We start from the raw sequence: 24,139 nt of genomic DNA on the forward strand, positions 1-24,139 counted from the left end.
CCGCTCTATGTCAGATGGAATGACCCCCTTCGGCCCGGCATCAGCCGCCGTATTGGCCTTCGACGTGGGCGGTACGGACATGAAAGCCGGAATCGTTGACGCCTCGGGCGCTATCCGCGGCCTCCGGCGCGTCGCTACGCCGGTGGGCGGCAGCCGCACAGCGGTAGCCGTGCTGGACACTCTGGGCGGGATTGCCGCGGAATTGTCGCAGGAATTTCCGGACATTCCGCTACAAGCCGCGGGTCTGACGGTGCCTGGACTGGTGGATTCCGCTGCCGGAATCGGCATCTACTCCGCGAACCTCCCCTGGCGGGATTTTCCCTTTACCGCGGAGGCCGAGCGGCGCCTTGGCCTGCCGGTGGCCTTCGGGCACGACGTCGCCTCGGCCGGAAGTGCCGAACTCCTATTCGGTGCCGCCCGCGGATTCAGCGATGTGGTGGTGATGATCCTCGGAACCGGGATCGCCGGGGCAGTGTTCTCCGGAGGGCAGCCGGTGGCGGCCGGCGGCTACGCCGGTGAACTGGGGCATGCCCTGGTGCCGGACCCGTCCGGAAAAGGCACCGCAATTCTGGAGTCCGTGGGTTCTGCTGGCGCCATCGCCCAACGCTATGCGGGCATGACCGGCACCGCGGTGGACGGCGCCAGGGGCGTCCTGGAGCTCACCCGGTCCGGCGACGTCACCGCACAACAGGTGTGGGCCGACGCCATCGACGCTTTGGCCTTCAGCATTGCCCAGTGCGTCAATATCATCGGCACCGAGGCCGTAGTGCTCGGTGGCGGGCTCTCGGAAGCCGGAGACGAACTGTTGGCACCCTTGCGCCGGCGCGTGGATGAACTCCTGACGTTCCACCGAAGGCCCAGGATCATGCCCGCACAGCTGGGGCAGAACGCCGGCCTGATCGGTGCTGCACTGAACGCCCGTACCCTGCTGGGCCGGCCACTGCGGCCAAATGCGGACGTTCCCGCGTGAGCACCCCAGCCGGAGAATCGGCCGGGAACGGCAGGCGCATCATCACCGTGACACCGAACCCGGCCGTGGATCTCACCTACCACGTCGACAGCATCATCCCCGGAGCCAGCCACCGGGTGGACACTCCATTGAGCCGGGCCGGCGGCAAAGGGTTGAACGTCGCCAGGGTGGCCCACCAGCTGGGCAGTACGGTCCTCGCCATCGCGCCCGCGGGCGGATCAGCCGGTGCCGCCTTCGCCGCTGAGCTTGCAGCCAGTGGAGTACCCCACCGTCTCATCCCCGTTCGGGCGGAGACGCGCCGCAGCATCGCGCTCGTGGATGACGTCAGCGGCCATACGTCCATCTTCAATGAGTCCGGACTTCCTCTGGAACCCGCAGAGTGGCAGGCGCTGGCTGCCGCCGTCGTCGAAAGCCTCAACGGCGACGACGGGCACCTGGCCGGGGTTCTGGTAGGTTCCGGCAGCCTGCCGGCGGGCGCGCCCCAGGATTTCTATTCGGCCCTTGTCAAGCTGGCCCATGACGCCGGCGTCCCGGCAATCATTGACACGTCCGGTCCCGGGATCATCGCTGCGGCGAGAGCTGGCGCGGACCTGCTGAAGCCCAACCACCACGAACTCATTGAGGCCATGGGGCAGCAGGACCTGTCCGGCGCGGCCCTCGAGCTCATAGGGCTCGGTGCGCGGAGGGTGCTGGTCAGTACCGGTGCCGACGGCATGATGGCATTTGATGCTGCTGAACCGGACCGCTACTGGCACGCCCGACTGCCGGAACCTCTCAACGGCAACCCCACGGGCGCCGGCGACGCCGCAGTCTCAGCTGCCGCCGTCGAGCTTGCCAATGGCGTCACAGACACCGAACAGATCCTGCGGGCCGCCACGGCCTGGTCCGCTGCCGCGGTGCTGATGCCTGGCGCCGGAGAAATATCACCCCGGTATTCGGAACTTGCTGATCAGCTGATCGTCTCTTACAAGGAGCTGCCATGACCCTGGTCAATACCCGCGAACTGATGGAAAGCGCCGCAGAACGCGGTGTGGGGCAAGGTGCCTTCAACATCGTCCACTTGGAAACCGCGGAGGGACTGGTGGTGGGTGCCGAGGCGGCCGGACTCCCGGTGATCCTGCAGATCTCCGAGAACTGCGCCAAATTCCACGGCGGGCTGGAGCCCCTGGCGCTCGCTTCGCTGGAAATTGCGAGGCAGGCTTCTGTCCCGGTTTCCCTGCATCTGGACCACGCAGAATCTGAAGAGCTGGCTCGTGAGGCGGTTGACTTGGGGTTCGGTTCGGTGATGTACGACGGTGCCCATCTGGACTATGAGCTGAATGTAGCGGCCACGAGGCGGGTGGCGGAATACGCCCACAGCAGGGGCGTCTACATCGAGGCTGAACTTGGCAAAGTAGGCGGAAAAAACGGGGCCCATGCCCCGGGGGTCAGGACAGATCCCGCTGAGGCGGCTGCCTTCGTGTTGGCCACGGGGGTGGACGCGCTGGCTGTCGCCGTGGGTTCGTCCCATGCCATGACGGAGCGGAGCGCTGCCCTGGACTTCGGACTTATTTCCCGGTTGAGGTCCGGGCTGGACGTGCCACTCGTGTTGCATGGTTCATCAGGGGTCTCCGATGAGACGATTGTGGCTGCCATTGGCGCCGGTATGACAAAGATTAATGTATCCACCCACCTGAGCGGGTTCTTCACCCGCGCAATCCGGGAATATCTGGATGCGAACCCTTCCGTGGTGGATTCGCGGAAATACCTCAAGGCGGGCCGGGATGCCCTGGTGCCCGAAGTCTCACGGTTGCTGACGCTGTTCGCGAAGGCCATTTAGCGTGGCGCGAGAGGCACCCCAGTGAACGGTTCGAAATGGCCCAACCGGCAGGACCACGGCGGGAAACCCATAAGGAGGCAAGGCACGACGCGATATCAGCCTGCACGAGTTGAAATTTCGACCCGGGTCCGTCCCGGCGCGACGGAGGAATGTCTCTTGGGGCTCGTGGCTTCATACCGCGAAGAGCTGTTGCGCATGGGAGCAGCGGCTGCCGATATTGAACTCGTGACGGATCGTGATGAAGGCGGTGGTGTCAGTGTGATGGTGACCTGGATCAACGCAGCCGTAGCCGACCGGCCGGCGCCCGTGGAAGAGCGGTTTCCGAGGAAGGTGTTTGTCTTGGCGGTGGCGTTCACCGGCCGCCAGGTCATGGGCAACTGATCGCCGAGGGAAAGCCATGGCACACGCAGAAAACGAACCACCATCAGCCGCTCGCCGGAGGAGGTCTACGCGTTCCTGGCGGACGTCCCATCGCCGGCGACTACGAGGTCACTGTCGCCGAACCTGGCAAGCTGCTGGCCTTCCAGGTGGTGGGCCGGCCCCGCCCGGCCCACCCGTGCCGTGGCGCGAGGCCAGGGGCTCCCGGGTTTGCCCTATCAGGTTTGGTCGCTAAACCACGGGGTTGGGGACCAAAAGTGATAGGTCATCCGGGGTGCTCGGCTCGTAGAAGGCCGGCTCCTGGTGCGTAATGACGACGGCGTCGCTCACCACATCAGCCAGCCTGCCGTGACGGGCGTAGGCCTGCCGCTGCAGTTTGGCGCCGGTTCCGTTGCTGAAGATCCGGTACAGGGATGCCTCGACGTAGGCTTCGTCGCCTGCCTCCACCAGGGCGTCGCGGACATGGTTATGGAGCGCGGCGATGACCTTGCGTGCGGACTCCGGCTTGTGGGTCAGCGGGTTCAGCAGGTCTCCCTGGATTCCCCATCGGCTGGCCAGCCAGGAACCCTGGCGCAGGATGATGGCCGAAACCATGTCCGGCCCCTGGCCAGATTTCCATTCCCGGGCCGCGGTCTCCACCAGACCCCGGACCAGGGCGGCGATCAGGACGGTGTCGCGGGGGTCGAGGCAGACATCGGATACCCGGATCTCTACGGTAGGGTGGCGGGCGGAGAGGCGGGCGTCAAAATCAGGGTTGTTGATTACTCCCGTGCCGGCCAGGTCCGCCACGCGCTGGTGGTAGGCCTGCGCCGAGCCGAAGATTTCAGTTGGGCCGGCAGAGGACCACCGGTTCCAGGCCTGGGTGCGGTAGCTGGCATAGCCGCTGTCAGCGCCGTCCCAGAATGGCGAGTTGGAGGTCAACGCCATCAGTGGCGGCAGCCAGGTCCTGATGCGGTCAAGGATGGCAACGCCTTCCTCGTCAGAGTCAACGGAGACATGGATGTGGCAGCCGCAGGTCAGCTGCTCACGTGCCGTAACAGCAAACTTTTCCAGCAGCGCATCATAGCGGGCGTTGCTGGTGGAATGGGGTGTCACCGCCAGCGGGGACGTGGCGAGGGCGGCGATCCGGGCGCCCGCTTTCCGTGCAAGCGAGTCCGCGAGAGCGCGGCCTGACAGGATCTCGGCGGAGAGCCCGCTCAGGGTGCTGTGCGGGTGGGTGATCACCTCGATCTGTTCCTGGTGAAGCTCGACGGCGAGCATCGGGTGCGTGGAAAGGTCCGCAGGTTCGCCCGGGTCCTGGAGACGCAGCAGGTCTGCGGCCAGGGGCAGGGGACTGCCGTTGGAGGGATCAACGATCAAAAATTCTTCTTCTACACCAAAAGTACGCACTAGCTAAGTGTGCGGCACCAAAAGCAACCCCAGATCCACGCCTGTTCCAGGCCCCTGTGGGGGCATCTGTGAAGGAACGGTGAAGGCACCGTGGCGGCATCCGGGCGCGCCGCCTGAAGCTGTTGAAATCCCCTATATCCGCGGGTGCCCTTTCGGTTCCATAATGGCCACATAGGCTTCGGGGACCCTCGTGCCGATGATGGCTGGCGCGGCGCAGGAGAGTCCCAGGTGGCCGCTCCGGCACTGGCGCAAGGGGCGGCCACGCGGCACCGGACAACGATGTTCCGGAGCCGCCTCCGGGGGAGAGCGCCGCCACCACCGCGAAAGCAAGGCACAAAGGTAATCATCATGCTCAAGGATTCAACCATCATGGCCGTCCTCGCTGCCAAGGACATCAACAGGGCGAAGGATTTCTATCGGGACAAGCTGGGCTTGGAACCGTCCTCTTCCATGGAGGACGGCAGCATGTATTACAGCGGCGGCAACGGAACCGGTTTCCTGATCTACCAGACAGAGAATGCCGGGACGGCCAAGAACACCCAGATGGGCTGGGAAACGGACAACCTCCAAGGTGAAATGGAGGAACTGCGGGGCCGCGGCGTCGTCTTTGAAGACTACGATTTCCCCGGCCTGAAGACGGAGAACGGCGTTGCCGACAATGACTGGGGGAAGTCCGCCTGGTTCCTCGACAGCGAAGGGAACATTCTCAACATCTCCCAGCGCACGTCGCCAGCGGCGAGCTGATTGGCGCAGGGCTGATTGGCGCGCGAGGGGCCGCACCTGCCGCGAAGGCAAGTGCGGCCCCTCGTGCGCCACGCTAAGGAATCGACGCGGTTCGCCGCCCCAGCAAAGATGGGTAACGGTTCTATTATTCCGCGCTATCCGGCGGTGGGGTCAGCGTGTAAGCATGGGGCTCAGTCAAAACGGTACGTCGAGGAGGACCTGATGAAATCCAACGAACTGCTGCTGGACGCGTTCCGCCGGATCAGGGAGACGGTGGAGGCCACGCTTGAAGGGCTCGACGACGGGTCGCTGGTCCGGCGGCCGGTGGGAACCGGCAACTCGATTGCGTGGTTGGTCTGGCATCTCGCCCGCGTGGAGGACGCGCAGGTGGCCTCCGCCGCCGGCCTGGACCAGGTTTGGACGGCGCAAGACTTTGCCGGCCGTTTTGGCCTGCCGCTGACAGACCGGGACACCGGCTACGGACACTCGACCCATCAGGTCGACGCGGTGCAAGCCCGGCCGGAACTTCTCCGTGAGTACTACGACGCCGTGCACCGGCAGACCAGGGGTTTCCTGGAGACACTTACCGATGAGGACTTGGACCGCATCGTTGACAAACGGTGGGATCCGCCCGTTACCCTCGGCGTGCGGCTTGTTAGCAGTATTGCCGATTGCCTCCAGCACGTGGGGCAGGCCGCGTACGCCAAAGGGTTGAACGCCGAGTAGGGAGAGGGCGCTTCCCAGCATCAAGCCACCCCCGAGGACGCTGAAGCCGTGGTGTACATGCACACCCTGGCCTTCACGGGGTCACCCGGAACGTCCGGAGCTGCAGTGGCGGAGGCTTCGGGGTGTCTGCCGGGACCGAATGGTTGGCGGTCGCCATGAGCGTGGTGAACGGGCTGATTCTCGGGCTGGCTGTTTTTTCAGTCCGCTGGCTGGATCCCACGCGGCGTCGCGCCCTCATTGCCCTGGCGGCCGGATCGCTGTTCGGACTTCTGGGTGCTGCGGTCACGCGCCTCTGAGCACCGCCGGAACGAAGGATAAACGGCACTCGGCAAGGCCGGCAATCGTCGGTACGGTTGCGTCATGCAAAAGATATCGATTGAGGCTTTGGCCCGCCAGCAGATCAGCGCCGCCGTCGCGGCTCCCAGCGGGCGGGCAGCCGACACAGCGTACGGCGGGCATGAGAAGAAACTGCGCCAGACCGTCATGGCCTTCCGTGCCGGCACGCAGCTCAGCGAGCACCAGAACCCCGGCGAGGCCACGGTCTACGTGGTGAAAGGATCGGTCTGGCTCAGGGCGGGCGGGGATTCGTGGCAGGGCAAGGCCGGGGATCTGCTGATCGTGCCGGACGGGCTGCACAGTCTTGAAGCGGAAGAGGACTCGGCGGTGCTGTTCACGGTGGTGAAGACGGACCGCTAGAGAACACTCGCGGGAGGCTGGTGCTTGGCTCACCCGAGCGAGGTGAGGAACGCCGTCGTATCTTCTGCCACCTGCTCCGGACACTCCCACAGCACCAGGTGCGCCACCTCGGGGTAGACCTTCAGGACGGAACCGGGGATCCGGGCGGCCAGGGTTTCCTGATCGGCGCGTGGCAGTAAGCCGTCCCCGGCGCCCCACAGGATCAGCGTGGGCGCCTGGATAGTTCCCGATTCCGTGGGCGGGGTAGCTGCACATAGCCCGTTCAGGATGCCTTTCCACACGTGGGCCGGCATCCTGAGACCGTCGCGCACGCGGTCCTCGAGGAACCACTGCGGAACCTCGTGCAGCAGGGGAAACCAGGCCAGGGAATCCCGGACCCAGGCCTCGTCGAGGGGGTCCGTCAGGCGGTCCACTTCGTCGGCGAAGGCGGCCCGCCCGTGGAGGCTCAAGGGTGCGCCCACCAGCACCAGTGCCGCAACCTTTCGGGGATGGGCGACGGCCAGCTGCTGGGCGACATAACCGCCGCTGGAGGAGCCGACGACGGCGGCGCTCGGCACGTCGAGGGCGTCCAGGACCGCTGCCGCGTCCTCGGCCTGTTCCGCCAGGGAGTAGCCACCCTCCGGTTTGTCCGCCTCGCCTTGCCCGCGCAGGTCCGGGGCGTAGACCCTGAACCTGGTCAGCAGCGGTATCAGGAGGTCAAAGCTGCCGCTTGACTCGCCCCATGCGTGCAGCAGCAGCACCGGCGTCGCATCGGCGTCGCCGTGGATCAGACACGGTACCGTGATGCCCGTGCGGAGCCTGGGATACCGGACTTCGGAGTCCATGGAATCAGGCTACGCCACGGGCCGCGCGGCCGGCCGCGAGCACCCGAGTTACGTCCAGGTCGCCGACTCGGCGGAGACGTAGTGCAGGACCCGTTCGTGCTGGGCAGCATGAAGGGAGATAAACTCGGCTTCCCGCTGCAACATCATCACGCTGCCCTCGCTCGTTTGCGGCCACGTTTCCCCCTACCCCTCATGTTTCCGCGGTGTTCTACCGCACGCAAAGAACCGTGACGGACGGCAAATACTCAGCCGTTCTTATTTTTGCCTTTGCCCTCGCCTTTTGCCGGTTCGGGTGCAGTGGCTGGTACAGGTGCCGGCACGACGGGCGCCGTGTATTCCTGGGCGGCCTGCGCGGCGGCTTCCGCGTCCGCCTTGGTCTTCGCCGCTTCTGCCGCGGCGGCCGCTGCTGCTTCGTCAGCTGCTTTCGCTGCCGTAGCCGCTTCTGCCGCGGTGGCTTCTGCGGCGGCTTTGAGGTCGGCCCTTACAGCGGTGATGCTGGTCATGATGCTCCGGCGCCGTTCTTCGGAAACCCGACCGCTGCCGGCTGCGGACGCCACGTCCGTTTCCAGGCTGTCCAGCGTCTTGAGCGCGGCCGCGTGATCGGTTGCTGCCGCTGCCTGGCTCACGCTGAGCACGAGTTCCTGGAGCTTTTGGGCGGTGCCGCGCTGCAGGCCGTTATCGGCCGGGCCGCAGCCGGCGAGCGCCGCCGCCAGCATCACGGTGACGGCAAGGCCGGCTCTCCGGGCACCGGCGCGCTTGCCCCTGGAATGGGGGCGGGTCATGGTTCCACACTCTTCTGAAGTTCCAGGAGGTGGTCGCCCAGCGTGCCGCTTACGGCAGGGTAAGTCACGACGCCGGATGTGGCTTCTGGCGCCTGGCCCGCTGTCAGTACCGCGGCCCCGCCCGCCAGCGCGAGTACAACGGGGATGGCCACTGCCCAGAGCCGCGCCTTCTGTCCGGCACGGACCGACTTCGGCCGGGGCGTTCCCCGTGGGTCGCGGCGCTGAACGGCACCCGGCGCAGGCCCTGTCTGGGCTGTGACGGACGGCGTCCTGAACGGCATGGCCGGCAGCACACGCGTGGTTTCCGGTACTAGTTCGCCGGGAGTGGACGTCGGCGAGACAAGGGCCTTCCGCAGCACCGTCTCGACGTCCGCTGCTGCTGGGCGTTCCAGCGGCTCGATTGCAGTCATGGCGCGGATCAGGTCGGTCCACTCGGAGGGGAGATCCGTGGGAATGCTGGGCGCGCGGTGCAGCCTGGCCACGGCGGATTCCACAGCGCTGCCGGGATATTCCATCGTCTGTTTGATGCATTCGAGCAGGACCAGCCCCAGTGAGTAGATGTCTGTGGCAGGGGTGAGGGGGGAGCCCACGGCCTGTTCGGGGCTGAGGTACGCTGCGGTGCCCACCATTGCTCCAGTTGCGGTCAGGCGGGTTGCGTCGGCGATTCGTGCTATGCCGAAGTCGGCCACTTTGGCCCGCAGGGGTTCCCCGGGCCGGGTCTGAACCAAGAGGATGTTGCCCGGCTTGATATCGCGGTGGAGGATGCCAAGGCCGTGGACATAGGCGAGTGCGTCAGCGATGCCGGCGCCTATGACGGCGAGCTCGTCCAGTGGGATCCCGCTGTGCCTGATCCGGCTGCGCAGATCCTGTCCCTCCACCAGTTCCATCGTCAGGAAAGGGCGGGGTTCATCCGGGATGCGTGCGTCAACGCCGACATCGAACAATGTCACGAGGCTGGGATGGTTCAGCGTTGCCAGCAGCGTGATCTCAGCTTGCTGGCGTTTCAACTCATCTGCGTCCGGTGCCTGGGGTGCGAATAGCTTCAACGCCACGTCCCGGCCCAGGTTCTCGTCCCGAGCGCAGTAGACGGACGACATGCCGCCGCGGCCGATCACCTCGCCCAGCCGATAACGTCCGCCCAGCACTTCAGTCCTGCTGGCGCTGCGCGATTCCGCCACCATATCCGTTCCTCCCGGTGCACTGCGGCACTATTACCTAAAATCATAAGGCAACTTACTATGTTCGGGAGCTTCTTCGAATCACGGCAGCCCGTAGACGACCAATCCGCTAGTGTCCGTGCCTGCGAATTGTGTCCGAAGCGATGTCTCCCGGCCGGGTGAGGCGCTGTCAGGAACGATTCCGGCAGGCGAAGGGTTCCCGGAGCGCAGCGTGTGTTCTGGGCTGCGATGGCACAGAGCGGACACCATCAGCGCCGGCTCCACGCAGGCCGCTACTTCAGGCCGGGGCTGGGCATGACCGGCCCGGCGGCCGTGGATTACATCCTGTCGAGCCAGCCGAGCCTGGTCTGCCCTCCCGGTCGAGGAGCCGGGTTGTGCCCGCGGCGTGAGGTGCGCCTGTCCTCCCGGTCCAGCCTGTCTCACCCCGCGGTTGTGGTCGGAACTGGTGCGGGGGCGACCGGTGCTGGTTGGGTCGGCTCCGTGGTGGGAGCTTCTTGCGGCGGACTGCTCTCGGGAACCGCCCCGCCGGTGGCAGGCACCGGGGGAGGGGGCGCCGCCGTCGTCGTTCCGGACGGCAAGGATGCCGGGGCGGTGGCGCCCGAAGTGGGCGCGGCGCTTGGTCCGGCCGTTGAGCCGGGTGACGGGGTGGCTGGTGTGGACGGCGGCGTGGAGGTGCCGGTTCCATTTGTCGCGCTGGGGTCGCTTTGGATGATCTCCTTGATCTGTTCCTTGAACGCGTTAAGGCGTCCCTGGATTTCGGACAGGGGGACGTTCTGGAGGTTCCGCCCGAACTCGGAAATGTCGGCCCACAGGGCGTTGAGCCTGGCCGTGCCACCGTCACTCAGCGGCCCGTCGAGGGTGAGAACGAGCTGACTGGCCAGTGCGTATGTCAGGCAGCGAAGGCAGTTGTAGTTGGCGGCTGCGGACAGATTCTCCGGCACGATCACATCCGCCTGACCCACGATGAGCACCACCTGGAAGCCCACAGCCACCGCGGCGCAGTCGGCGCAGCTGGCGAACGCGTAGGCCTCGTTGGTGGTGTCCACGGGTTCGCCGTCTTCGGCCCACACCAGCGCGAAGGCGACGTCGTAGACCACGGAGCCGTCCGTGGTGTTCACCGCCAGGGCCTGGTTGCCGTCCTGCTCCGGGGCGGCGGGCTGGTTGAACGGGAATACCCACGACGGCGCCGGGGCGGAACCGGCCGTGGTGCCGGCCGCTGTCCCGGCCCCGGCAGGAGCGGTGCGGGGCATCAGGACCGTGCTGAGCTGGGGGTTTTCCCGCGTCGGCTTCGCTGCTCCTGCGGGCCACAGGGCCACCGTCTTCCCGGTCCCGCCTTCCCGCAGGGCGGAGTACGCCGCCGTCGGAAATACGGCTGTGGTGACGTCGGCCAGAGTGCCGCGTTCGTACGGCTGCACCGGCCGGTAGGTGTCTGCTCCGGGCCACCAGGCCCACGCCAGCCCGGCGGTCACCGCTGCGATGGCGGCCATCGCTACAGCCCGCTGCAGCGACTTGCCGCGGGTTTTCTGCCAGAGTCCGGTGGTCAGCTGCCGGACCAGCCGGAGCAGGATGTAGCCAACGCCCAGGATGGGAAGTACGACGGCGGCGATCGCCAGGGTGCGCACCGCGGCTCCGGCGATGTCCCCGGCCGCCAGGCTTTCGGACAATTCCGACTGCTGTTTCAGGACGCTGGCCCATGCCGTGCCCAGGAGCCGCGGCAGCGAGAGGACCATCATGACCAGGCTAAGTACCAGCAGTGGCACCGTGACCAGCACCCAGACCGTGACCACTGCCCGTGCCCGTGGCTTGAGCGCCTGGGCGGCGGGGTCCGTCCGGCGCCACGGCAGCAGTCCCAGCAGGGTCGGTTTGATGCGCTGGAAGAGGTCCGGAACTCCGGTGGCGTCGGCCAGGATGTGGTAACCGTCAAACCGCACCAACGGAAGCAGTTGCCGGATCATCTGGAGAATTTGGGTGACTACCACCAGCAACAGGGCGTCAAAGCCGGTGGCCCACCAGACACCCATGATGGCCACGGCCACGATCGCGTTGAAGTACAGCCCGCCCAGGTCGGTGCGGAGCCTGCCGCCCCGGCCCAATCGGTAGGAGTCGGTGACATCGGTGAAAAAAGCGGGCCAGATCAGGTAAAGGCCGGCTCCCATGGCTCCCGGTGTTGCGCCGCCACGGCGTGCGGCGGCAGCGTGGCCGAACTCGTGGAAACCCGCGGACAGGACCGTCACGGCCAGGACCAGCAGCACAAGGGCCGGGTTGGCGAACGCGTCGTGGGTTGCTGAGGCGAGGCCCTTGACCATGAGCACCCACCAGCACGCGGCGATGAAGGCTGCGCACACGGCCGCGACGATGAGTGGGTTGAAGAGCACCGCGAACGGAGCCGTGAGCTTGCGGGTACGCTCCGGATCCGTCACGGTGTAGCGGAAGCGCATGCCCAGCAGAGGGTCGGCTTTCTTCACCTCTGGCTGCGTACCGTCGGCCAGCCGGAGCAGCCCCAGCGGCAGGAGCTGGGAGGTGGTCAGGGCGCGGACGTTGTCCGCGCTGATCAACTTTCCGAAGCGGGCGCTGGCGTGGGCGGCGATCTGCTCTGTGGTCCGCTGGCCGTCCGTTGCCTCCAGCACCAGGTACAGCAGGCGTGTCAGCTGGATGGCCTGGCCATCTGCCCTGCGGACCAACGAGGGCGGCTCACGATAACCCGAACCCTTCGGTTCGCCGAGCAGTTCAACGCCATCGGCCCGCGCGGGAACGTCGGGCAGACGGGAGGTCGGCGGGCCGACGCCTATAGCCGTAGCGGGGGCAGGAGAAGCCGGCGGGCCGTCCATCCTGGGCGGCCCGCCGTGCACTGTACTCATCTAGGTATGCTCGCGTGGATGGTGGCGTCCGGACTACTGCCGGAGATCGGACTGCTGGTCGGCGGAGGCGGTGGCTTCGCCGTCGATGTGCTGGCTGATGATGGCGTCCTGCTGGGCCACAGCGAAAGCGTCGCTGTCGATGGAGCCGATGTTCGCCGCAACGGCCGCGTCGATCGGTGCGGCAACGTTGGCGTTGGCAGCAACGGCACCGTTGATCGGGGCAGCGATGTCCGCTTGGGCGGCAAGGTCCACATTGACGTTCAGGAGGTCTCCGTCCAGGGCCGCGGAAGGCTCCACCGGCAGGGCGCCGACATCTGAAGCGGGATCTCCGGGCAGGAGGCTGCCGTCGGTGGTGCCGCCTGCGGGGGTGCTGCTGTCCGCGGTTCCGTCCCCATTGGCGGCCGGGTCGGCGCCCTGGTCAATGGTGCTGTCCTGGGTGGAGTCGGCTGTCGCATCCGCGGTGATGCCCTGATCGATGATGACCCCCTGGTCAGCAAGGGCCTGGGCCTCGGATCCGAAGGAGAGGATGTTGGCGGAGGCAGCCGCATCGATCGGGGCTGCAACGTTGGCATTGGCCGCGACAGCGAGATCGATGGGCGCCGCGGCGTTGATGCCCAGGTCCAAATCGGCGTTCAGGTCCAGGACGGAGGCCACTTCCTTGTCGGGGAGCGCCGTGCCGCCTTGTGCCATCAGTTCTTCGTCGCTTACCGGGTTTAATCCCTGTTCAATGCTCATGCGAAACTCCATCTCCGGCACGGTCGCCGCTGCCCCCAGTGAGCAGTTACTACACCGATGTGCCTAATGCCAGTCAATAGTAAGCATGATGATCATATTTCGGCATCCCTGGGCGAAGCAAAGACTGTTGAGTGTTCGTTGCGCACAGTACATCCGGCGGCGGTACTGTGAGGCGCATGGAGATGCGCCTTGAAGTTGTCCAGGTACCTGTGGCCGATGTCGACAGGTCGAAGTCGTTCTATATGGAGAAGCTGGGCTTTGTCCTAGACCACGATGTGGAGCACATCCCGGGAATGCGAGTCGTGCAGCTGACGCCGCCGGGTTCGGCCGCCTCGATAGTCATTGGTACAGGAATGACGAGCATGACGCCGGGCAGCCTCGAGGGCCTGCAGCTTGTGGTGCCCGACATTGGCGGGCTCCGGGCCGAGCTCGTCCGCCGGGGTGCCGAGGTCAGCGAAATACAGGACATGGGCGGAGTGCAGTTTGCGTACTTTGCTGACCCGGACGGCAACCGCTGGGTCATCCAGGGCGCAACACCATCGGACGTACGGTACGCACGCCTCTGATCGGGGCCGTGGCTTAGACGGCCGGTACCGGCGGGGGCGTAGGATGCCGCTATGGGACTAATAATTGGGCTTCTGGTCATCTGGCTTGTTCTGTCGATCGTGGGCTTTGCCGTGAAAGGCCTCATTTGGCTGGCAATCATCGGCCTCATCCTGTTCGTCGCGACGGGCGTGTGGGGCTGGGTCAAGCGGAAAGCCAACGCCTGACGAAAGGGGATTACGCGGACCTACCCCGAAAGGGGTGGGTCATCCGTGAAGGGCATCAGCGCCATGAACGAACCTGACTGGGTCCAGCACGCCATCTGGTGGCAGGTCTATCCCCTCGGCTTCGTCGGCGCGGAGAAGACCGCGACGCCGGAACCCGCCGCTGACCACCGGTTGCTGGACCTTGTCCCGTGGCTGGACTACGCGGTGGAACTCGGGGCGTCGGGGCTGGCCCTCGGCCCCATCTTCGCGTCGGAGACGCACGGGTACGACGCCACGGATTACTTCCGGATCGATCCCCGGCTCGGATCCGAGCAGGACTTCGACACCCTGGTGGCAGAGGCACACCATCGCGGACTGCGCATACTGCTCGACGGCGTCTTCAACCACACCGGGCGCTCCTTTGCGCCGTTCCAAAATGTCCTCGTACGCGGGCCGGAGGCGGACACGGCCTCGTGGTTCTTGCTGGAGTGGCCCGAGGGTGCTGTTCCCGGCGTCGAACCCGCGTACCGCGACTTCGAAGGCCACCACCACCTCGTGGCGCTCAACCATGACGAGCCAGCTGTCGCCGATTTCGTAGTCGAGGTCATGGAGCACTGGCTGCGCCGGGGTGCGGACGGCTGGCGACTCGACGCCGCCTATGCCGTCCCGTCCTCGTTCTGGGCCCCGGTCACCGCGCGCGTCCGGTCATCACATCCGGACGCGTACTTCGTGGGCGAGTACATCCACGGCGACTATGCAGCCGAGGTCCGGTCCGGCGGACTCGATTCCGCCACGCAATACGAGCTCTGGAAGGCCGTCTGGAGTTCGCTCAACGACGCGAACTTCTTCGAACTCGCAGCCGCATTCGAACGACACAACGCACTCCTGGGCTCCTACGCACCGCTCACCTTCATCGGCAACCACGACGTCACCCGGATCGCGAGCAAGCTCACCGACGCAGCACTCGTGCCGCACGCCGTCGTTGTCCTGCTCACGGTTGGCGGAACCCCGTCCATCTACTACGGCGACGAGCAAGGCTACCGGGGCGTCAAGGAGGACAGGGCAGGGGGCGACGACGACGTGAGGCCGCTCTTCCCGTCCTCCCCCGGCCACCTCTCGGCCCTGGGAGGACCTATCTTCGCCGTGCACCAGGAGCTCATCGGGGTGCGCAGACGGAACCCATGGCTGCACCGTGCCACCACGGACGTCCTCCAGCTCTCCAACGAGGTGCTTGCATACCGCATCGCCGTTGACGCAGATGCGCTTGTGGTCGCACTGAACCTCTCGCACGACACCCAGCGAATCAGCGCCGCGGGAGCCACCTCCGTCGTCGCCGGACAGGCGACCGTCGATGTCGGTGCGGACGCCGTCCTCGTGCCGCCGCGGGGATGGGCCGTCCTGGGCTAAGACGGTTGCGAGTGGCCGCTCTATCTGAGGTTGCGGCCGCCTTTCAGCGGACCACTCGATACCGCACGTGCGTCACGAGGCCGGTGCCGCTTACTTCCGTCGGCTCAAGCGAGAGGTTCGTGACGCCGTCGAGCGGCCGTTCGCCCGCGCCCAGGAGGATGGGCGAGATGTGGAGCCGCAGTTCGTCCATCAGCCCCGCCGAGAGGTATTGCCGGGCGGTCTTCGCTCCGCCGGCAATGGCCACGTCCTTGCTGCCGGCGGCCTCCCGAGCCTGGGCCAGCGCCGACTCGATCCCGTCGGTAACGAAGTTGAACGTGGTGCCGCTCTGCATCTCCAGGGGCTCGCGTGGGTGATGAGTAAGGACGAAAACCGGTGCGTGATACGGCGGCTCCTCGCCCAAGGGCTCCGCAGTGCTTTGGTTCGGTCCCGCAAGGAAGCCGTCAAGGGAGAGGGTCAGATCGCATGTGACTCGGCTCATTCGCCCATCATGCCCCTTGCAGCGAATCTGATTCCCCACTTAGTGGCACTGCTGCCGGCAAGAGGCCGTAGCTCCGCCGTGTCCTAGGATCAACTCCCGCCGTGGCGCACATAGGCTCGGTATATGGGCAAAAACCAGCACAGCGAGTTGGAGGGGCAGACTTCCATTAACGAGCTGCTCGACAAGCCTATCGGCGACTCCCATATCCAGCTGGTGCTGCCCATCCATGTCCAACTCCGGCCGGGGGAATTCCGCCGCGTGTCCTGAAGTGGCGGAGAACTGCCGTAGCACGACGACGGCGGCGCTTGGGCGGCCGCCGACGGTCGCCACGAGGGCGGAGCGGACACGGCCAGTACAAGTGGCGGTTATCGGGGGAAGCCTTTATTGGCGGACCTTCCTGACTCTCAGGCCGCGTCGTGTCGCCGGAGTTCCAGTGTTCTGGTCCGCGATCCGGCGGAGTCGGCGTGTGCGAATGCCGGTCCGGGCGTGAGCCTGGTCCATCGGTTGCGTTGGATGTACCGGCCTCGATGCATTCCGCCGGCGCCGAGAGCGGAGAATGACGACTAGCGTCACGCCCAGCCAGGCGAACGCTGCCCCAATGACGAGAAAAACCGCCGGAATAGTGTCCATAATTAAGTCTAGATCCCAATCCGTAAGCGCACTTATTATTTTCGCCGCCTGAGGGTTGCCCGCTCCCGGCAGGCCCTAAGTTAGCCGGACGGCGGGGCGGGCGTTTCATATCGAAGGTGCACTGTAATCACAGACGGTCCCCATTCATTAGACGGGGCCAAGCAGGGAGAATCAGAAGCGACGTTCCATGAAGACGCTGTTTTGGTGCAGGGTGTAGTCCGCAAACGGCGGGCACTCAATGAATCCGTTGCGGACATAGAGGCGCCGTGCCGGAGCGAAATACTCATCGGTTCCCGTCTCAAGGCAGATGCGCTCTTAGTCTCGGCGTAGGGCTTCGTCCACGATGCGCATGAGCATGAGAGTGGCTATGCCCCGGCGGCGGCAGGCAGCTGTAACGGGACCAGGTGGCGCTGGCCGGAGCCGTCTTAGGTGTACATGAGGGAGCCCGGGGTGGTGAGTTTTTCGCCGGTTTCGAGCCAGGTTTTGAGGCCGGAAAGGATCATGGGCCAGCCGCCGTAGAGCTGGTCGTTGGCGTCTTCGCGGAGTTGGTCGTGGGTGACGGTGAGGTGGCAGGAGTCGCCTACGGGTTCGATCTCCCAGGTGATGCGGGAGGTGCCCTCGGCCTTGACGTCCTCGCCCCAGAGTGCGGTCATGGTCTGGACGAGCTTGCGCGGCGGGTCGACTTCGATGTTTTCGCCTTCGCCCAGGAGACCACCGGCCTTCGGGTTGCCCATCTCGAAGCGCCCCCCGGGAGTCCAGTCAGACGTGACGGTGTTCCCGAACTGGTACTTGCCACGGATTCCGCTGTCCGTGATGGCTTCCCAGAGCAGTTCCGGGGTGGTCTTGATGTAGATTTCGAAGATCTTTTCCACGGGATTTTCCAATCTGGTTTTGAGGTCGCTGAGGGCAGCGGCCCATGGTTGTGCATATTTGCTGACCCAGCGGTCGTGGACCAGGCGGATGGGCACCGGATTGAGGAAATGGAGTTTCTCCCGGCCCCGACGGCGGGTGACCACCAGGCCCGCTTCCTCCAGCAGTTTGAGGTGCTTCATGACCCCGTAGCGGGTCATCTCGAAACGGGCCTCGAGTGCGTGCAGGGTCTGCCCGTCATCCCGGAAGAGCTCATCGAGCAGGTCCCGGCGGGTGGGGTCGGCCAGGGCTTTAAATACGGCGTCCACTGTTCAATAATAGGTGACTAATTGGTCACATGTCAACGAGGCGGGATCCTCGGGAACGGAGTGACCAAAGGGTTGAACCTTGCGCCGAAGGTGCCTGGGGTGACAGCGGTGCTGCAGGCGCGCCGCTGCCCGTTTTAGCCATACTGGTGGGCGCGCCGGCCGGGCGGAAGCAGGGGGCTTAGGGTCGCCTTGTCGGTAGGTCGGAGCAGCGCACGGCGCCGTTCGTCGCGGATACCTTGCCGCTCGGCGCATTGATAATACGTTTGCTTATGATGTGCACCATGATTACCCAAGGTGAAGGTTCGTCCTGAGGGTCCTGGGCCTCCAGATCGCTGGACACCGACGTCTTCGACAAGCAACGGGAGCAGAATATGAGCTGGCTGGACCGTGAACGAACTATTGCCCCGCCGGGATTCAACCGCTGGCTGGTACCGCCCGCGGCACTGGCGGTCCACCTCTGCATCGGCCAGGCCTACGCGACCAGCGTGTACAAGACGGCACTGGTCAAGCACTTCGATGCCAGCCTGACCGAAATCGGCGTGATCTTCTCCATTGCCATTGTGATGCTGGGCCTCTCGGCCGCGATCATGGGCACCTGGGTGGACACGAACGGCCCGCGCAAGGCGATGTTCACTTCGGCCGTGTTCTGGGCCAGCGGCTTCCTGATCGGTTCGCTCGGCATCTTCAGCGGCCAGTTGTGGCTGGTCTACCTCGGCTACGGATTCATCGGCGGCATCGGCCTGGGCATCGGCTACATCTCGCCGGTGTCCACGCTGATTAAGTGGTTCCCGGACCGTCCGGGCCTGGCCACCGGCATGGCCATCATGGGCTTCGGTGGCGGCGCGCTGATCGCCAGCCCGGTGTCAACGGCGTTGCTGAAGATGTACGACCCGAACTCCGATGCCAAGGGTTGGGTGGCCAGCGGCGACTCTGTCGGCAAGCTCTTCCTGACTCTCGCGGTCATCTACCTGGCCTACATGATGTTCGGTGCCTTCACCATCAAGGTGCCCGCCGACGGCTGGAAGCCGGCCGGCTTCGACGCCTCGAAGGTCAGGAAGTCCGTGCTCGTTACCACGGACAACGTCTCCGCCAAGAACGCCATCAAGACCAAGCAGTTCTGGCTGGTCTGGATCGTGCTGTTCTGCAACGTCACCGCCGGCATCGGCATCCTGGAACAGGCCGCCCCGATGATCCAGGACTTCTTCCGCCAGTCCGACGGCGTCTCTCTGGTCAGTGCCGCAGTCGCCGCAGGCTTCGTGGGACTGCTGTCGATCGGCAACATGGCCGGCCGTTTTGCCTGGTCCTCCACCTCGGACATCACCGGACGCAAGCGGATCTACATGGTCTACCTGGGCGTCGGCGCGGTGCTGTATACCGTCCTGGCCCTCGCCGGTTCCACCACCACGGCGCTGTACGTGGTGCTGGCCTTCGTGATCATCTCCTTCTACGGCGGCGGCTTCGCCACCGTCCCCGCCTACCTGCGTGACCTCTTCGGGACCTTCCAAGTGGGTGCCATCCATGGCCGACTCCTGACCGCCTGGTCCGCTGCCGGCATTGCCGGGCCGTTGATCGTCAACGCTTTCCTGGATGCCCAGGGCAAGCCCGGCCAGCTCACGGCAGTGTCCTACCAGCCCGCGCTGCTGACCATGGTGGCGCTGCTGGTGATTGGCTTCGTAGCGAACCTGTTGGTGAAGCCGGTGGACGCGAAGTTCCACGAACCCCGCCCCGACCGCGGGCGGTCCCAAGAACCTGCCATGGAGGCCTGAAATGAGCACTGCACACACCCCCGGCACACAGGCGCCTGTGAAAGCGTCCACCGGAATGTTAGCCCTGGCCTGGGCGCTGGTGGGAGTCCCGCTGGCCTACGGGATCTACCAGACCCTGACCCGGGTGGCGGCGCTGTTCGGCTAGCGTTCGGCACACGCCAGAAGTTTGCCGCGGAGATGAAGGACGCAGGGTGCCGGGTGGGTGCTGGTTGTCTCCGACGGGTCCGCCGCTGGCGTGGATCGGATTGGAGGAGTCTGCCGTGATTGGCCTGGGGGTCGTCCTGCAGAGTCCGGTGCTCGCGGCATGCGGTGCTGTCCACCTGCTGGTGGCCCTGCGGATGAGGAAAGGTTCGGTCCGGGCCTGACACGGCTGGTTTAATTTCCCGCAGAGGACGGCGGCGGCGTTCTCCTGGAAGTTGCTGACGCAACAGGCAAGCTAGTGACCCGGGGCGGAGACGGCCATTCGGGTGTTTTGCGCGGGCCCAGCAAACGTTCGAACGGGCCCTGAGTAACATCCGGCCTGCCGTCCACTGGGTCACAGGCCAGGGGGCGGTAGGAAACTTGTCACACGCCCCTGAGTAGGTCCGTGACCCAAGGCAACCATGCGCCAGACTTAGGAGCGTGACGAACAAACCCCGTCCTGGCCTCGCGATCGCCGCGCTCAGCCTCGGCACCGCCCTGAACCCGTTGAACTCCTCCATGATCGCCGTCGCGCTGGTGGTCCTGCGGGAGGATTTCGCGCTCGACGTCGCCACCGTCACCTGGGTGATCACCTCCTTCTACCTCGCATCCGCGGCCGGACAGCCGCTGATGGGCCGGCTCGCGGACCGCTTCGGGCCGCGCCGCCTGTTCACCTTCGGGATGGCCCTGGTGGCCGTGACGTGCGCACTGGCGCCGTTCGCGCCCAACTTCGCGCTGGTCTGCGTGGCCCGCGCGCTCATGGCGGTGGGGACGGCGACGGCGTACCCGTCCGCCGTCGTGATGGTCACCGAACTGAGCCGGCTTGCGGAGCTCCCGTCCACCCGCCCGCTGGGCCGGATCCAGATGGCGAACACGTCCGCGGCCGCGGTGGGACCCGTCGTCGGCGGTTTGTTGGTGAGCCTGCTGGGCTGGCAGGCACTGTTCGCCGTCAACGTGCCGCTCGCGCTGCTGGCGCTGGTTGTGGTGCACCGGGCGGCGCCGGCCGATGCCGGGCGCGAGAGCGGGAAGCTCGCAACCCTGATCCGTGACTCCGACATCCCCGGCATCCTGGCCTTCGTGGCCTCGCTGCTGCTCGCGATGATGGCGTTGCTGAACGTGATGCCGGGATACCGGTGGTGGCTCCTGGGTGCCGCGACTGTCATTGCCGCGCTGTTCGCGTGGCGCGAGCTGCGCTTCCGCCCGCCCTTCCTGGACTTGCGGCTGCTGGGCCGGAACCGGCCGCTGCTGCTGGTGTATCTGGTGTTCGTCGTCTTCAGTGGCGTCTACTACTTTGCGTTCTTCGGCCTGCCGCAGCTGCTGCAGGAGGCGGGGCATTACGACGCCGGACTGGTCGGGTTGCTGATGTTTCCCCTGGCGGCGATGTCCGTGCTGGTCACCCCGGTGACGGTACGGCTGATTGAGCGGTTCGGTGTGCGTGCGGTGCTGATCGGCGGTGTGCTGATCCTGCTGGTTGCCTCCGGCGGGCTGGGGGCGTTGACGTTGTCCCTGTGGCCGCCCCTGGTGTTTGTGTTGACCGCGTTGATGGGGGTGCCGTACGGGGTGGTGAGCACGGCATCGAACCAGGGCCTGTACGTGTCCGCCCGGCCGCAGGAGAGAGGAGTGGCGGCCGGTATTTTCCAGACCTGCCGCTATCTGGGCGCCATCACCGCGACGGTGCTGATCGGTGTGCTGTACGGGCCAGGCGTGAACCAGGCGAACTGGGGACTGATGGTCCTGGTGATGCTGGGGCTGGGCGCCGTGGTGCTGGCGTTGGCAGCGGCGTGGAAGCGGAAACCCGGGGTGTAGGTGTGGCACGGTGTCTGGCCGCCCGTGCCGGACGGGCGTAGGGTCTGGAGGACCATGACAGAACAGCAACCCCACGAGCTGGTCACCAGCTACCCGCACTTCGAGTTGCGCCGGTATCCCGCGCACGTTGTCGCCGAGGTGCACGTCCACGCCACCTTTGACCGCGCCGGCAATGCTGCCTTCCGGCACTTGTTCAATTACATCAGCGGCAGCAACACGGCCGAACAGAAGCTGGCAATGACGGCTCCGGTCATCCAGGAGAGCGGGCCGTCACAGAAACTGGCGATGACCGCACCGGTGCTGCAGACCGGTCCGATGCCCGGCAGCGATGCGCAGGCCGATTTTGTGATCGCCTTTGTGCTCCCTGCCGGATTGACAGCTGAGACAGCTCCGGCTCCGACGAACCCCGACGTTCGGATCCGCACCGTTCCGGGTTCTCTTGCCGCAGTTGTTCGCTTCCCGGGCAGCGGCACCGGCGCGGCCTTTGCGCGCCGAAACACGGGGCTGCAGGCCGCGCTGACCCTGGCCGGGCTGACGGCTGTGGGGGCGCCACGGTTTGCGCGCTTTGATCCCCCGTTCAAGCCGTGGTTCCTGAGGCACAACGAGGTTATCCAGGATGTGCAGGAGTCCAACGCTCATGAAACGACCGGCATCGCCTCCGCCTAGGTGCGCAGCAAAGTTCAGGCTGAACAGATGGACTAAGCTTCGCCACGCCGGCATTGTATCCAACGACTTTAGTATTACCAAGAAACCATTGACGCGCGGCACAGCGGCGAGGATGATATTGAATTGTAGGCAGTGGCAGCCGGAAAGGTAAGAGGCCCTGCTGGTGACATTCAAAAGGGATTTGCTATGACCCAAAATCAATTTCGGGAATGGCCTGCGCGATCACGCCACTGGCAGGACCGGCGAATAATTCCTTTTTGGGTAAGTAATGGGGAGGGGATCGGGCTGGGCGATGCGGTAAAAGACCTGACAAACCTTGCCGGAATCCCGCCGTGCAGCGGCTGTGAACAGCGAGCAGCTTTCCTTAACAGGCTTTTGCGCCTGCCGCGGTTCCGGAAGCGGAACCGGACCTAGGTATCGTGTTTCCCCGGCGCCATGCCGGGATGCCGGCCTGCCCGCAAGTGCGGCCGGCGGAGTGTCAGGAGGCGGTCATGCCGCAGCAAGTAGTGGTAACGGAACGTTATTGGTGTCCCGGGCCGTGGCCCTGGGAGTGGTTCGATACGTGCACGCGCAAGGTGACGAAGTGGTGCTACGACTTCAGTTGGGTCGAGGAAACCGGCTACGGGCTGGCCAGCCATCTGAAAGGGTGCGAAAACGGAATTCTTTACAGTTGGTGGGCATTTTCCTTCAATATCTGGGGCAGTACCCAGTATGGCCCGGGAAGAATGTGTTTTACCAGCAAATTGAGTTCGTCGGGGCGCTGCGCCGCGTCGGCCGTTTCGGGGCTGACCGTTACGGCGGAAGCGCCGCGGATTCAATCCAGGGCCCGCCGCCAAATCCGCAGGCCGGTGCACCGGCCGATACCGGATGAAAAAGAGCATTCCACGCATGATGACGAGGGTTCGAAGTAATTCCATGCGCGCCACACTTAATTTGGAAACGGTGCTGCAGAATGTACATTGCCATGACGAGGGCGATGGGTGGGGAAATGCGGAGCCCTATATCTGGACCGTGTTCTTCAAGGTGGATGGGGACAACTTCGCCGTCGAGGCCGGGTCCGGGCTGATCGGCTCACCCACCATCGTGTCCAGCAACGGAAGCCACGGGAACCTGGGCAACACGGACGTGGACGCCGGGGACGATGTGGCGGTGCCAGACGCCGTCGGGCTCTGGTCCACCAAGCTGAAACCCATCCCTGTCAACGATGCCGGGCTGCGTGCCTTGCTCGGCGCGGATGATATCCCCGCCATCGCCGGCGTGGTGGTGTCCCTGATGGAGGAGGACGGCTGGCCGGACTCCCTGGCAAACACGGGGTACTCGGCGTTTGTGGATGCTGTCCAGTTGGCAGTGGTCAAGGTGGCCGCGAGTTTCCAACATGCCCTGGCGGCACCTACACCGCAGGAGATCAAGGATCAGATCGAGGTGGTGAAAGCCTCGGCCGCCACGTCGGTCAAGGCTGCGGTCAAGAACGCCATGTCCGGTTGGGAGCTGATCTGGTACGGGACGTTCGGGAACAACGACGACGGGATCGGCACCGAAGCGTTCACCACCACTACCGATGAGCTGGTGGCCGCTCCGGTGATCGCGATCAACCGGCGGTGGTCGGGGGACGAATCCGGGGACGGGGACTGGGAGATCAGCGGGGTGTTCCGGGGCTTCCCGCAGCTGGACTGCCACCTCGAGAGTTTGTTCTCGCTCAACGCCGGCAGCCAGGCCCGGCAGGAGGAGTCCCGTGCCAAAAGCTTTGACGCGATGCGGGGCTTCCGGGACGGTGCGTTCCGTGAGTCGCCGGGCCTGGGTGCGTGGTGGGCGGAATTCGCCGCGGCGAGCCCGGCCCTGGCCATGGTCGCGGAGCAGCGCCCGGACGTACAGGAAGCGCTGAACGGGCTGGTGCACGACGCCGGCACCTGGCTGGGGGAGGGGGCGGAACGTATCGGCGGGCAGTCTCTGGAACGCCTGAACACCGTCCTGGATGCCCTGGCCGCGGATGCGTCAGGCCACAGGGGCCGGGTAGTCCGGCAGGCGAAGCGCCTGGTGAAGCGGCTGGACGGGGCCAGCTTTGAGGATGCCCTGCGGTTCGCCGCCGAGATGAAACCCGTAGGCAGGACACCGCGCAGGGACCAAGCCCAGCAGACCGGGATGCGTGCCTAGTAGTACTTAGTTAGGTTGGGGCTCGTGGTTGGCAGTAGGGGCAGTATCCG

Annotated in this window: 26 protein-coding genes; 18 read left to right on the top strand and 8 right to left on the bottom strand. The window is 65.5% G+C overall.

The genetic code is table 11. From position 1 onward, the window contains the following. Positions 1-7 precede the first annotated feature (7 nt). From QK290_RS16015 to QK290_RS16030, 4 genes are all read left to right on the top strand, one after another. Complete coding sequence (locus tag QK290_RS16015) at positions 8-970, top strand: ROK family protein (protein WP_282331622.1); 963 nt, start codon at positions 8-10, stop codon at positions 968-970. After that, positions 967-1,953 carry a hexose kinase gene (locus QK290_RS16020; RefSeq protein WP_282331624.1) on the top strand — a complete coding sequence of 329 codons (987 nt, stop codon included), beginning with the start codon at positions 967-969 and terminating at the stop codon, positions 1,951-1,953. The genes QK290_RS16015 and QK290_RS16020 overlap by 4 nt, the downstream gene beginning before the upstream one ends. Beyond that, on the top strand, positions 1,950-2,789 hold the full coding sequence (locus QK290_RS16025) for a class II fructose-bisphosphate aldolase (RefSeq protein ID WP_282331625.1): 840 nt from the start codon (positions 1,950-1,952) through the stop codon (positions 2,787-2,789). Before QK290_RS16020 ends, QK290_RS16025 begins: the two co-directional genes overlap by 4 nt. A gap of 156 nt (positions 2,790-2,945) precedes the next feature. Beyond that, positions 2,946-3,170, top strand: a complete 225-nt coding sequence (locus tag QK290_RS16030) for a hypothetical protein (RefSeq protein WP_282331626.1) — start codon at positions 2,946-2,948, stop codon at positions 3,168-3,170. 228 nt (positions 3,171-3,398) lie between these two features. Here QK290_RS16030 and QK290_RS16035 read toward each other — a convergent pair whose 3' ends face one another. Beyond that, positions 3,399-4,556 (bottom strand): glutamate--cysteine ligase, encoded by a 1,158-nt coding sequence (locus tag QK290_RS16035; RefSeq protein WP_282331627.1) that lies wholly within the window; start codon positions 4,554-4,556, stop codon positions 3,399-3,401. A gap of 348 nt (positions 4,557-4,904) precedes the next feature. Here QK290_RS16035 and QK290_RS16040 point away from each other — a divergent pair, with 348 nt between their 5' ends. The 4 genes from QK290_RS16040 (at position 4,905) to QK290_RS16055 (ending at position 6,701) form a co-directional block, all read left to right on the top strand. After that, positions 4,905-5,300, top strand: coding sequence for a VOC family protein (locus QK290_RS16040; RefSeq protein ID WP_282331628.1), 396 nt, complete (start codon positions 4,905-4,907; stop codon positions 5,298-5,300). 201 nt (positions 5,301-5,501) lie between these two features. Then, a complete protein-coding gene (locus QK290_RS16045) occupies positions 5,502-6,005 on the top strand; it encodes a DUF664 domain-containing protein (protein WP_282331629.1) in 504 nt (167 codons plus the stop codon). 122 nt (positions 6,006-6,127) lie between these two features. Then, a complete protein-coding gene (locus QK290_RS16050; RefSeq protein ID WP_282331630.1) occupies positions 6,128-6,301 on the top strand; it encodes a hypothetical protein in 174 nt (57 codons plus the stop codon). A gap of 64 nt (positions 6,302-6,365) precedes the next feature. Beyond that, positions 6,366-6,701, top strand: a complete 336-nt coding sequence (locus QK290_RS16055; protein WP_282331631.1) for a cupin domain-containing protein — start codon at positions 6,366-6,368, stop codon at positions 6,699-6,701. A gap of 29 nt (positions 6,702-6,730) precedes the next feature. Here QK290_RS16055 and QK290_RS16060 read toward each other — a convergent pair whose 3' ends face one another. From QK290_RS16060 to QK290_RS16080, 5 genes are all read right to left on the bottom strand, one after another. Next, entirely contained in the window at positions 6,731-7,525 is a 795-nt protein-coding gene (locus tag QK290_RS16060) for an alpha/beta hydrolase (protein ID WP_282331632.1), read from the bottom strand. A 245-nt stretch (positions 7,526-7,770) separates the two neighbouring features. Then, positions 7,771-8,307 (bottom strand): hypothetical protein, encoded by a 537-nt coding sequence (locus tag QK290_RS16065; protein ID WP_282331633.1) that lies wholly within the window; start codon positions 8,305-8,307, stop codon positions 7,771-7,773. After that, entirely contained in the window at positions 8,304-9,488 is a 1,185-nt protein-coding gene (locus QK290_RS16070; protein WP_282331634.1) for a serine/threonine-protein kinase, read from the bottom strand. Before QK290_RS16070 ends, QK290_RS16065 begins: the two co-directional genes overlap by 4 nt. Before the next feature lie 416 nt (positions 9,489-9,904). Continuing rightward, complete coding sequence (locus QK290_RS16075; protein WP_282331635.1) at positions 9,905-12,343, bottom strand: hypothetical protein; 2,439 nt, start codon at positions 12,341-12,343, stop codon at positions 9,905-9,907. Between the two features lie 33 nt (positions 12,344-12,376). Then, a complete protein-coding gene (locus QK290_RS16080) occupies positions 12,377-13,078 on the bottom strand; it encodes a peptidoglycan-binding protein (protein WP_282331636.1) in 702 nt (233 codons plus the stop codon). Between the two features lie 176 nt (positions 13,079-13,254). Here QK290_RS16080 and QK290_RS16085 point away from each other — a divergent pair, with 176 nt between their 5' ends. From QK290_RS16085 to QK290_RS16095, 3 genes are read left to right on the top strand one after another with little or no spacing between them, the layout of a single operon-like run. Beyond that, complete coding sequence (locus QK290_RS16085; protein ID WP_282331647.1) at positions 13,255-13,644, top strand: VOC family protein; 390 nt, start codon at positions 13,255-13,257, stop codon at positions 13,642-13,644. A 51-nt stretch (positions 13,645-13,695) separates the two neighbouring features. Continuing rightward, a complete protein-coding gene (locus QK290_RS16090; RefSeq protein WP_185262737.1) occupies positions 13,696-13,848 on the top strand; it encodes an LPXTG cell wall anchor domain-containing protein in 153 nt (50 codons plus the stop codon). Positions 13,849-13,893: 45 nt separating this feature from the next. Next, positions 13,894-15,234 (top strand): alpha-amylase family glycosyl hydrolase, encoded by a 1,341-nt coding sequence (locus tag QK290_RS16095; protein ID WP_282331637.1) that lies wholly within the window; start codon positions 13,894-13,896, stop codon positions 15,232-15,234. A gap of 43 nt (positions 15,235-15,277) precedes the next feature. Here the strand turns inward: QK290_RS16095 and QK290_RS16100 are convergent, their stop codons facing one another. Further along, the gene (locus QK290_RS16100) at positions 15,278-15,712 is read right to left on the bottom strand and encodes a dihydrofolate reductase family protein (RefSeq protein WP_282331638.1); all 435 of its coding nucleotides are present in this window, start codon (positions 15,710-15,712) and stop codon (positions 15,278-15,280) included. 123 nt (positions 15,713-15,835) lie between these two features. Between QK290_RS16100 and QK290_RS16105 the strand changes: the two genes are divergently transcribed. Then, positions 15,836-15,979, top strand: coding sequence for a hypothetical protein (locus QK290_RS16105; protein ID WP_282331639.1), 144 nt, complete (start codon positions 15,836-15,838; stop codon positions 15,977-15,979). A 788-nt stretch (positions 15,980-16,767) separates the two neighbouring features. Here the strand turns inward: QK290_RS16105 and QK290_RS16115 are convergent. Continuing rightward, positions 16,768-17,520, bottom strand: coding sequence for a metalloregulator ArsR/SmtB family transcription factor (locus QK290_RS16115; RefSeq protein WP_282331640.1), 753 nt, complete (start codon positions 17,518-17,520; stop codon positions 16,768-16,770). Positions 17,521-17,891: 371 nt separating this feature from the next. On the opposite strand from QK290_RS16115, the gene QK290_RS16120 reads away from it, so the two are divergent. The 6 genes from QK290_RS16120 to QK290_RS16145 all read left to right on the top strand — a co-directional run bounded on the left by QK290_RS16120 (position 17,892) and on the right by QK290_RS16145 (position 24,089). Next, complete coding sequence (locus QK290_RS16120) at positions 17,892-19,286, top strand: OFA family MFS transporter (protein ID WP_282331641.1); 1,395 nt, start codon at positions 17,892-17,894, stop codon at positions 19,284-19,286. Between the two features lies 1 nt (position 19,287). Then, a complete protein-coding gene (locus QK290_RS16125; RefSeq protein ID WP_282331642.1) occupies positions 19,288-19,431 on the top strand; it encodes a hypothetical protein in 144 nt (47 codons plus the stop codon). 476 nt (positions 19,432-19,907) lie between these two features. Then, positions 19,908-21,272, top strand: a complete 1,365-nt coding sequence (locus QK290_RS16130; protein WP_282331643.1) for an MFS transporter — start codon at positions 19,908-19,910, stop codon at positions 21,270-21,272. Between the two features lie 54 nt (positions 21,273-21,326). Further along, the gene (locus QK290_RS16135; protein WP_282331644.1) at positions 21,327-21,938 is read left to right on the top strand and encodes a heme-binding protein; all 612 of its coding nucleotides are present in this window, start codon (positions 21,327-21,329) and stop codon (positions 21,936-21,938) included. Between the two features lie 491 nt (positions 21,939-22,429). Further along, on the top strand, positions 22,430-22,849 hold the full coding sequence (locus tag QK290_RS16140; RefSeq protein ID WP_282331645.1) for a hypothetical protein: 420 nt from the start codon (positions 22,430-22,432) through the stop codon (positions 22,847-22,849). A gap of 4 nt (positions 22,850-22,853) precedes the next feature. Beyond that, complete coding sequence (locus QK290_RS16145; RefSeq protein ID WP_282331646.1) at positions 22,854-24,089, top strand: hypothetical protein; 1,236 nt, start codon at positions 22,854-22,856, stop codon at positions 24,087-24,089. Positions 24,090-24,139: the final 50 nt, after the last annotated feature.

Source organism: Pseudarthrobacter sp. AL07, assembly GCF_029960665.1.
GTDB lineage: Bacteria > Actinomycetota > Actinomycetes > Actinomycetales > Micrococcaceae > Arthrobacter.

What these genes read in the sequence shown, in the direction of transcription:
- QK290_RS16070 (WP_282331634.1), bottom strand. Translation starts at nt 9,488, where the DNA reads ATGGTGGCGGAATCGCGCAGCGCCAGCAGGACTGAAGTGCTGGGCGGA.
- QK290_RS16140 (WP_282331645.1), top strand. Translation starts at nt 22,430, where the DNA reads ATGCCGCAGCAAGTAGTGGTAACGGAACGTTATTGGTGTCCCGGGCCG.
- QK290_RS16135 (WP_282331644.1), top strand. Translation starts at nt 21,327, where the DNA reads ATGACAGAACAGCAACCCCACGAGCTGGTCACCAGCTACCCGCACTTC.
- QK290_RS16085 (WP_282331647.1), top strand. Translation starts at nt 13,255, where the DNA reads ATGGAGATGCGCCTTGAAGTTGTCCAGGTACCTGTGGCCGATGTCGAC.
- QK290_RS16045 (WP_282331629.1), top strand. Translation starts at nt 5,502, where the DNA reads ATGAAATCCAACGAACTGCTGCTGGACGCGTTCCGCCGGATCAGGGAG.
- QK290_RS16060 (WP_282331632.1), bottom strand. Translation starts at nt 7,525, where the DNA reads ATGGACTCCGAAGTCCGGTATCCCAGGCTCCGCACGGGCATCACGGTA.
- QK290_RS16100 (WP_282331638.1), bottom strand. Translation starts at nt 15,712, where the DNA reads ATGAGCCGAGTCACATGCGATCTGACCCTCTCCCTTGACGGCTTCCTT.
- QK290_RS16055 (WP_282331631.1), top strand. Translation starts at nt 6,366, where the DNA reads ATGCAAAAGATATCGATTGAGGCTTTGGCCCGCCAGCAGATCAGCGCC.
- QK290_RS16040 (WP_282331628.1), top strand. Translation starts at nt 4,905, where the DNA reads ATGCTCAAGGATTCAACCATCATGGCCGTCCTCGCTGCCAAGGACATC.
- QK290_RS16025 (WP_282331625.1), top strand. Translation starts at nt 1,950, where the DNA reads ATGACCCTGGTCAATACCCGCGAACTGATGGAAAGCGCCGCAGAACGC.
- QK290_RS16075 (WP_282331635.1), bottom strand. Translation starts at nt 12,343, where the DNA reads ATGAGTACAGTGCACGGCGGGCCGCCCAGGATGGACGGCCCGCCGGCT.
- QK290_RS16065 (WP_282331633.1), bottom strand. Translation starts at nt 8,307, where the DNA reads ATGACCCGCCCCCATTCCAGGGGCAAGCGCGCCGGTGCCCGGAGAGCC.
- QK290_RS16015 (WP_282331622.1), top strand. Translation starts at nt 8, where the DNA reads ATGTCAGATGGAATGACCCCCTTCGGCCCGGCATCAGCCGCCGTATTG.
- QK290_RS16145 (WP_282331646.1), top strand. Translation starts at nt 22,854, where the DNA reads ATGCGCGCCACACTTAATTTGGAAACGGTGCTGCAGAATGTACATTGC.
- QK290_RS16125 (WP_282331642.1), top strand. Translation starts at nt 19,288, where the DNA reads ATGAGCACTGCACACACCCCCGGCACACAGGCGCCTGTGAAAGCGTCC.
- QK290_RS16105 (WP_282331639.1), top strand. Translation starts at nt 15,836, where the DNA reads ATGGGCAAAAACCAGCACAGCGAGTTGGAGGGGCAGACTTCCATTAAC.
- QK290_RS16080 (WP_282331636.1), bottom strand. Translation starts at nt 13,078, where the DNA reads ATGAGCATTGAACAGGGATTAAACCCGGTAAGCGACGAAGAACTGATG.
- QK290_RS16120 (WP_282331641.1), top strand. Translation starts at nt 17,892, where the DNA reads ATGAGCTGGCTGGACCGTGAACGAACTATTGCCCCGCCGGGATTCAAC.
- QK290_RS16090 (WP_185262737.1), top strand. Translation starts at nt 13,696, where the DNA reads ATGGGACTAATAATTGGGCTTCTGGTCATCTGGCTTGTTCTGTCGATC.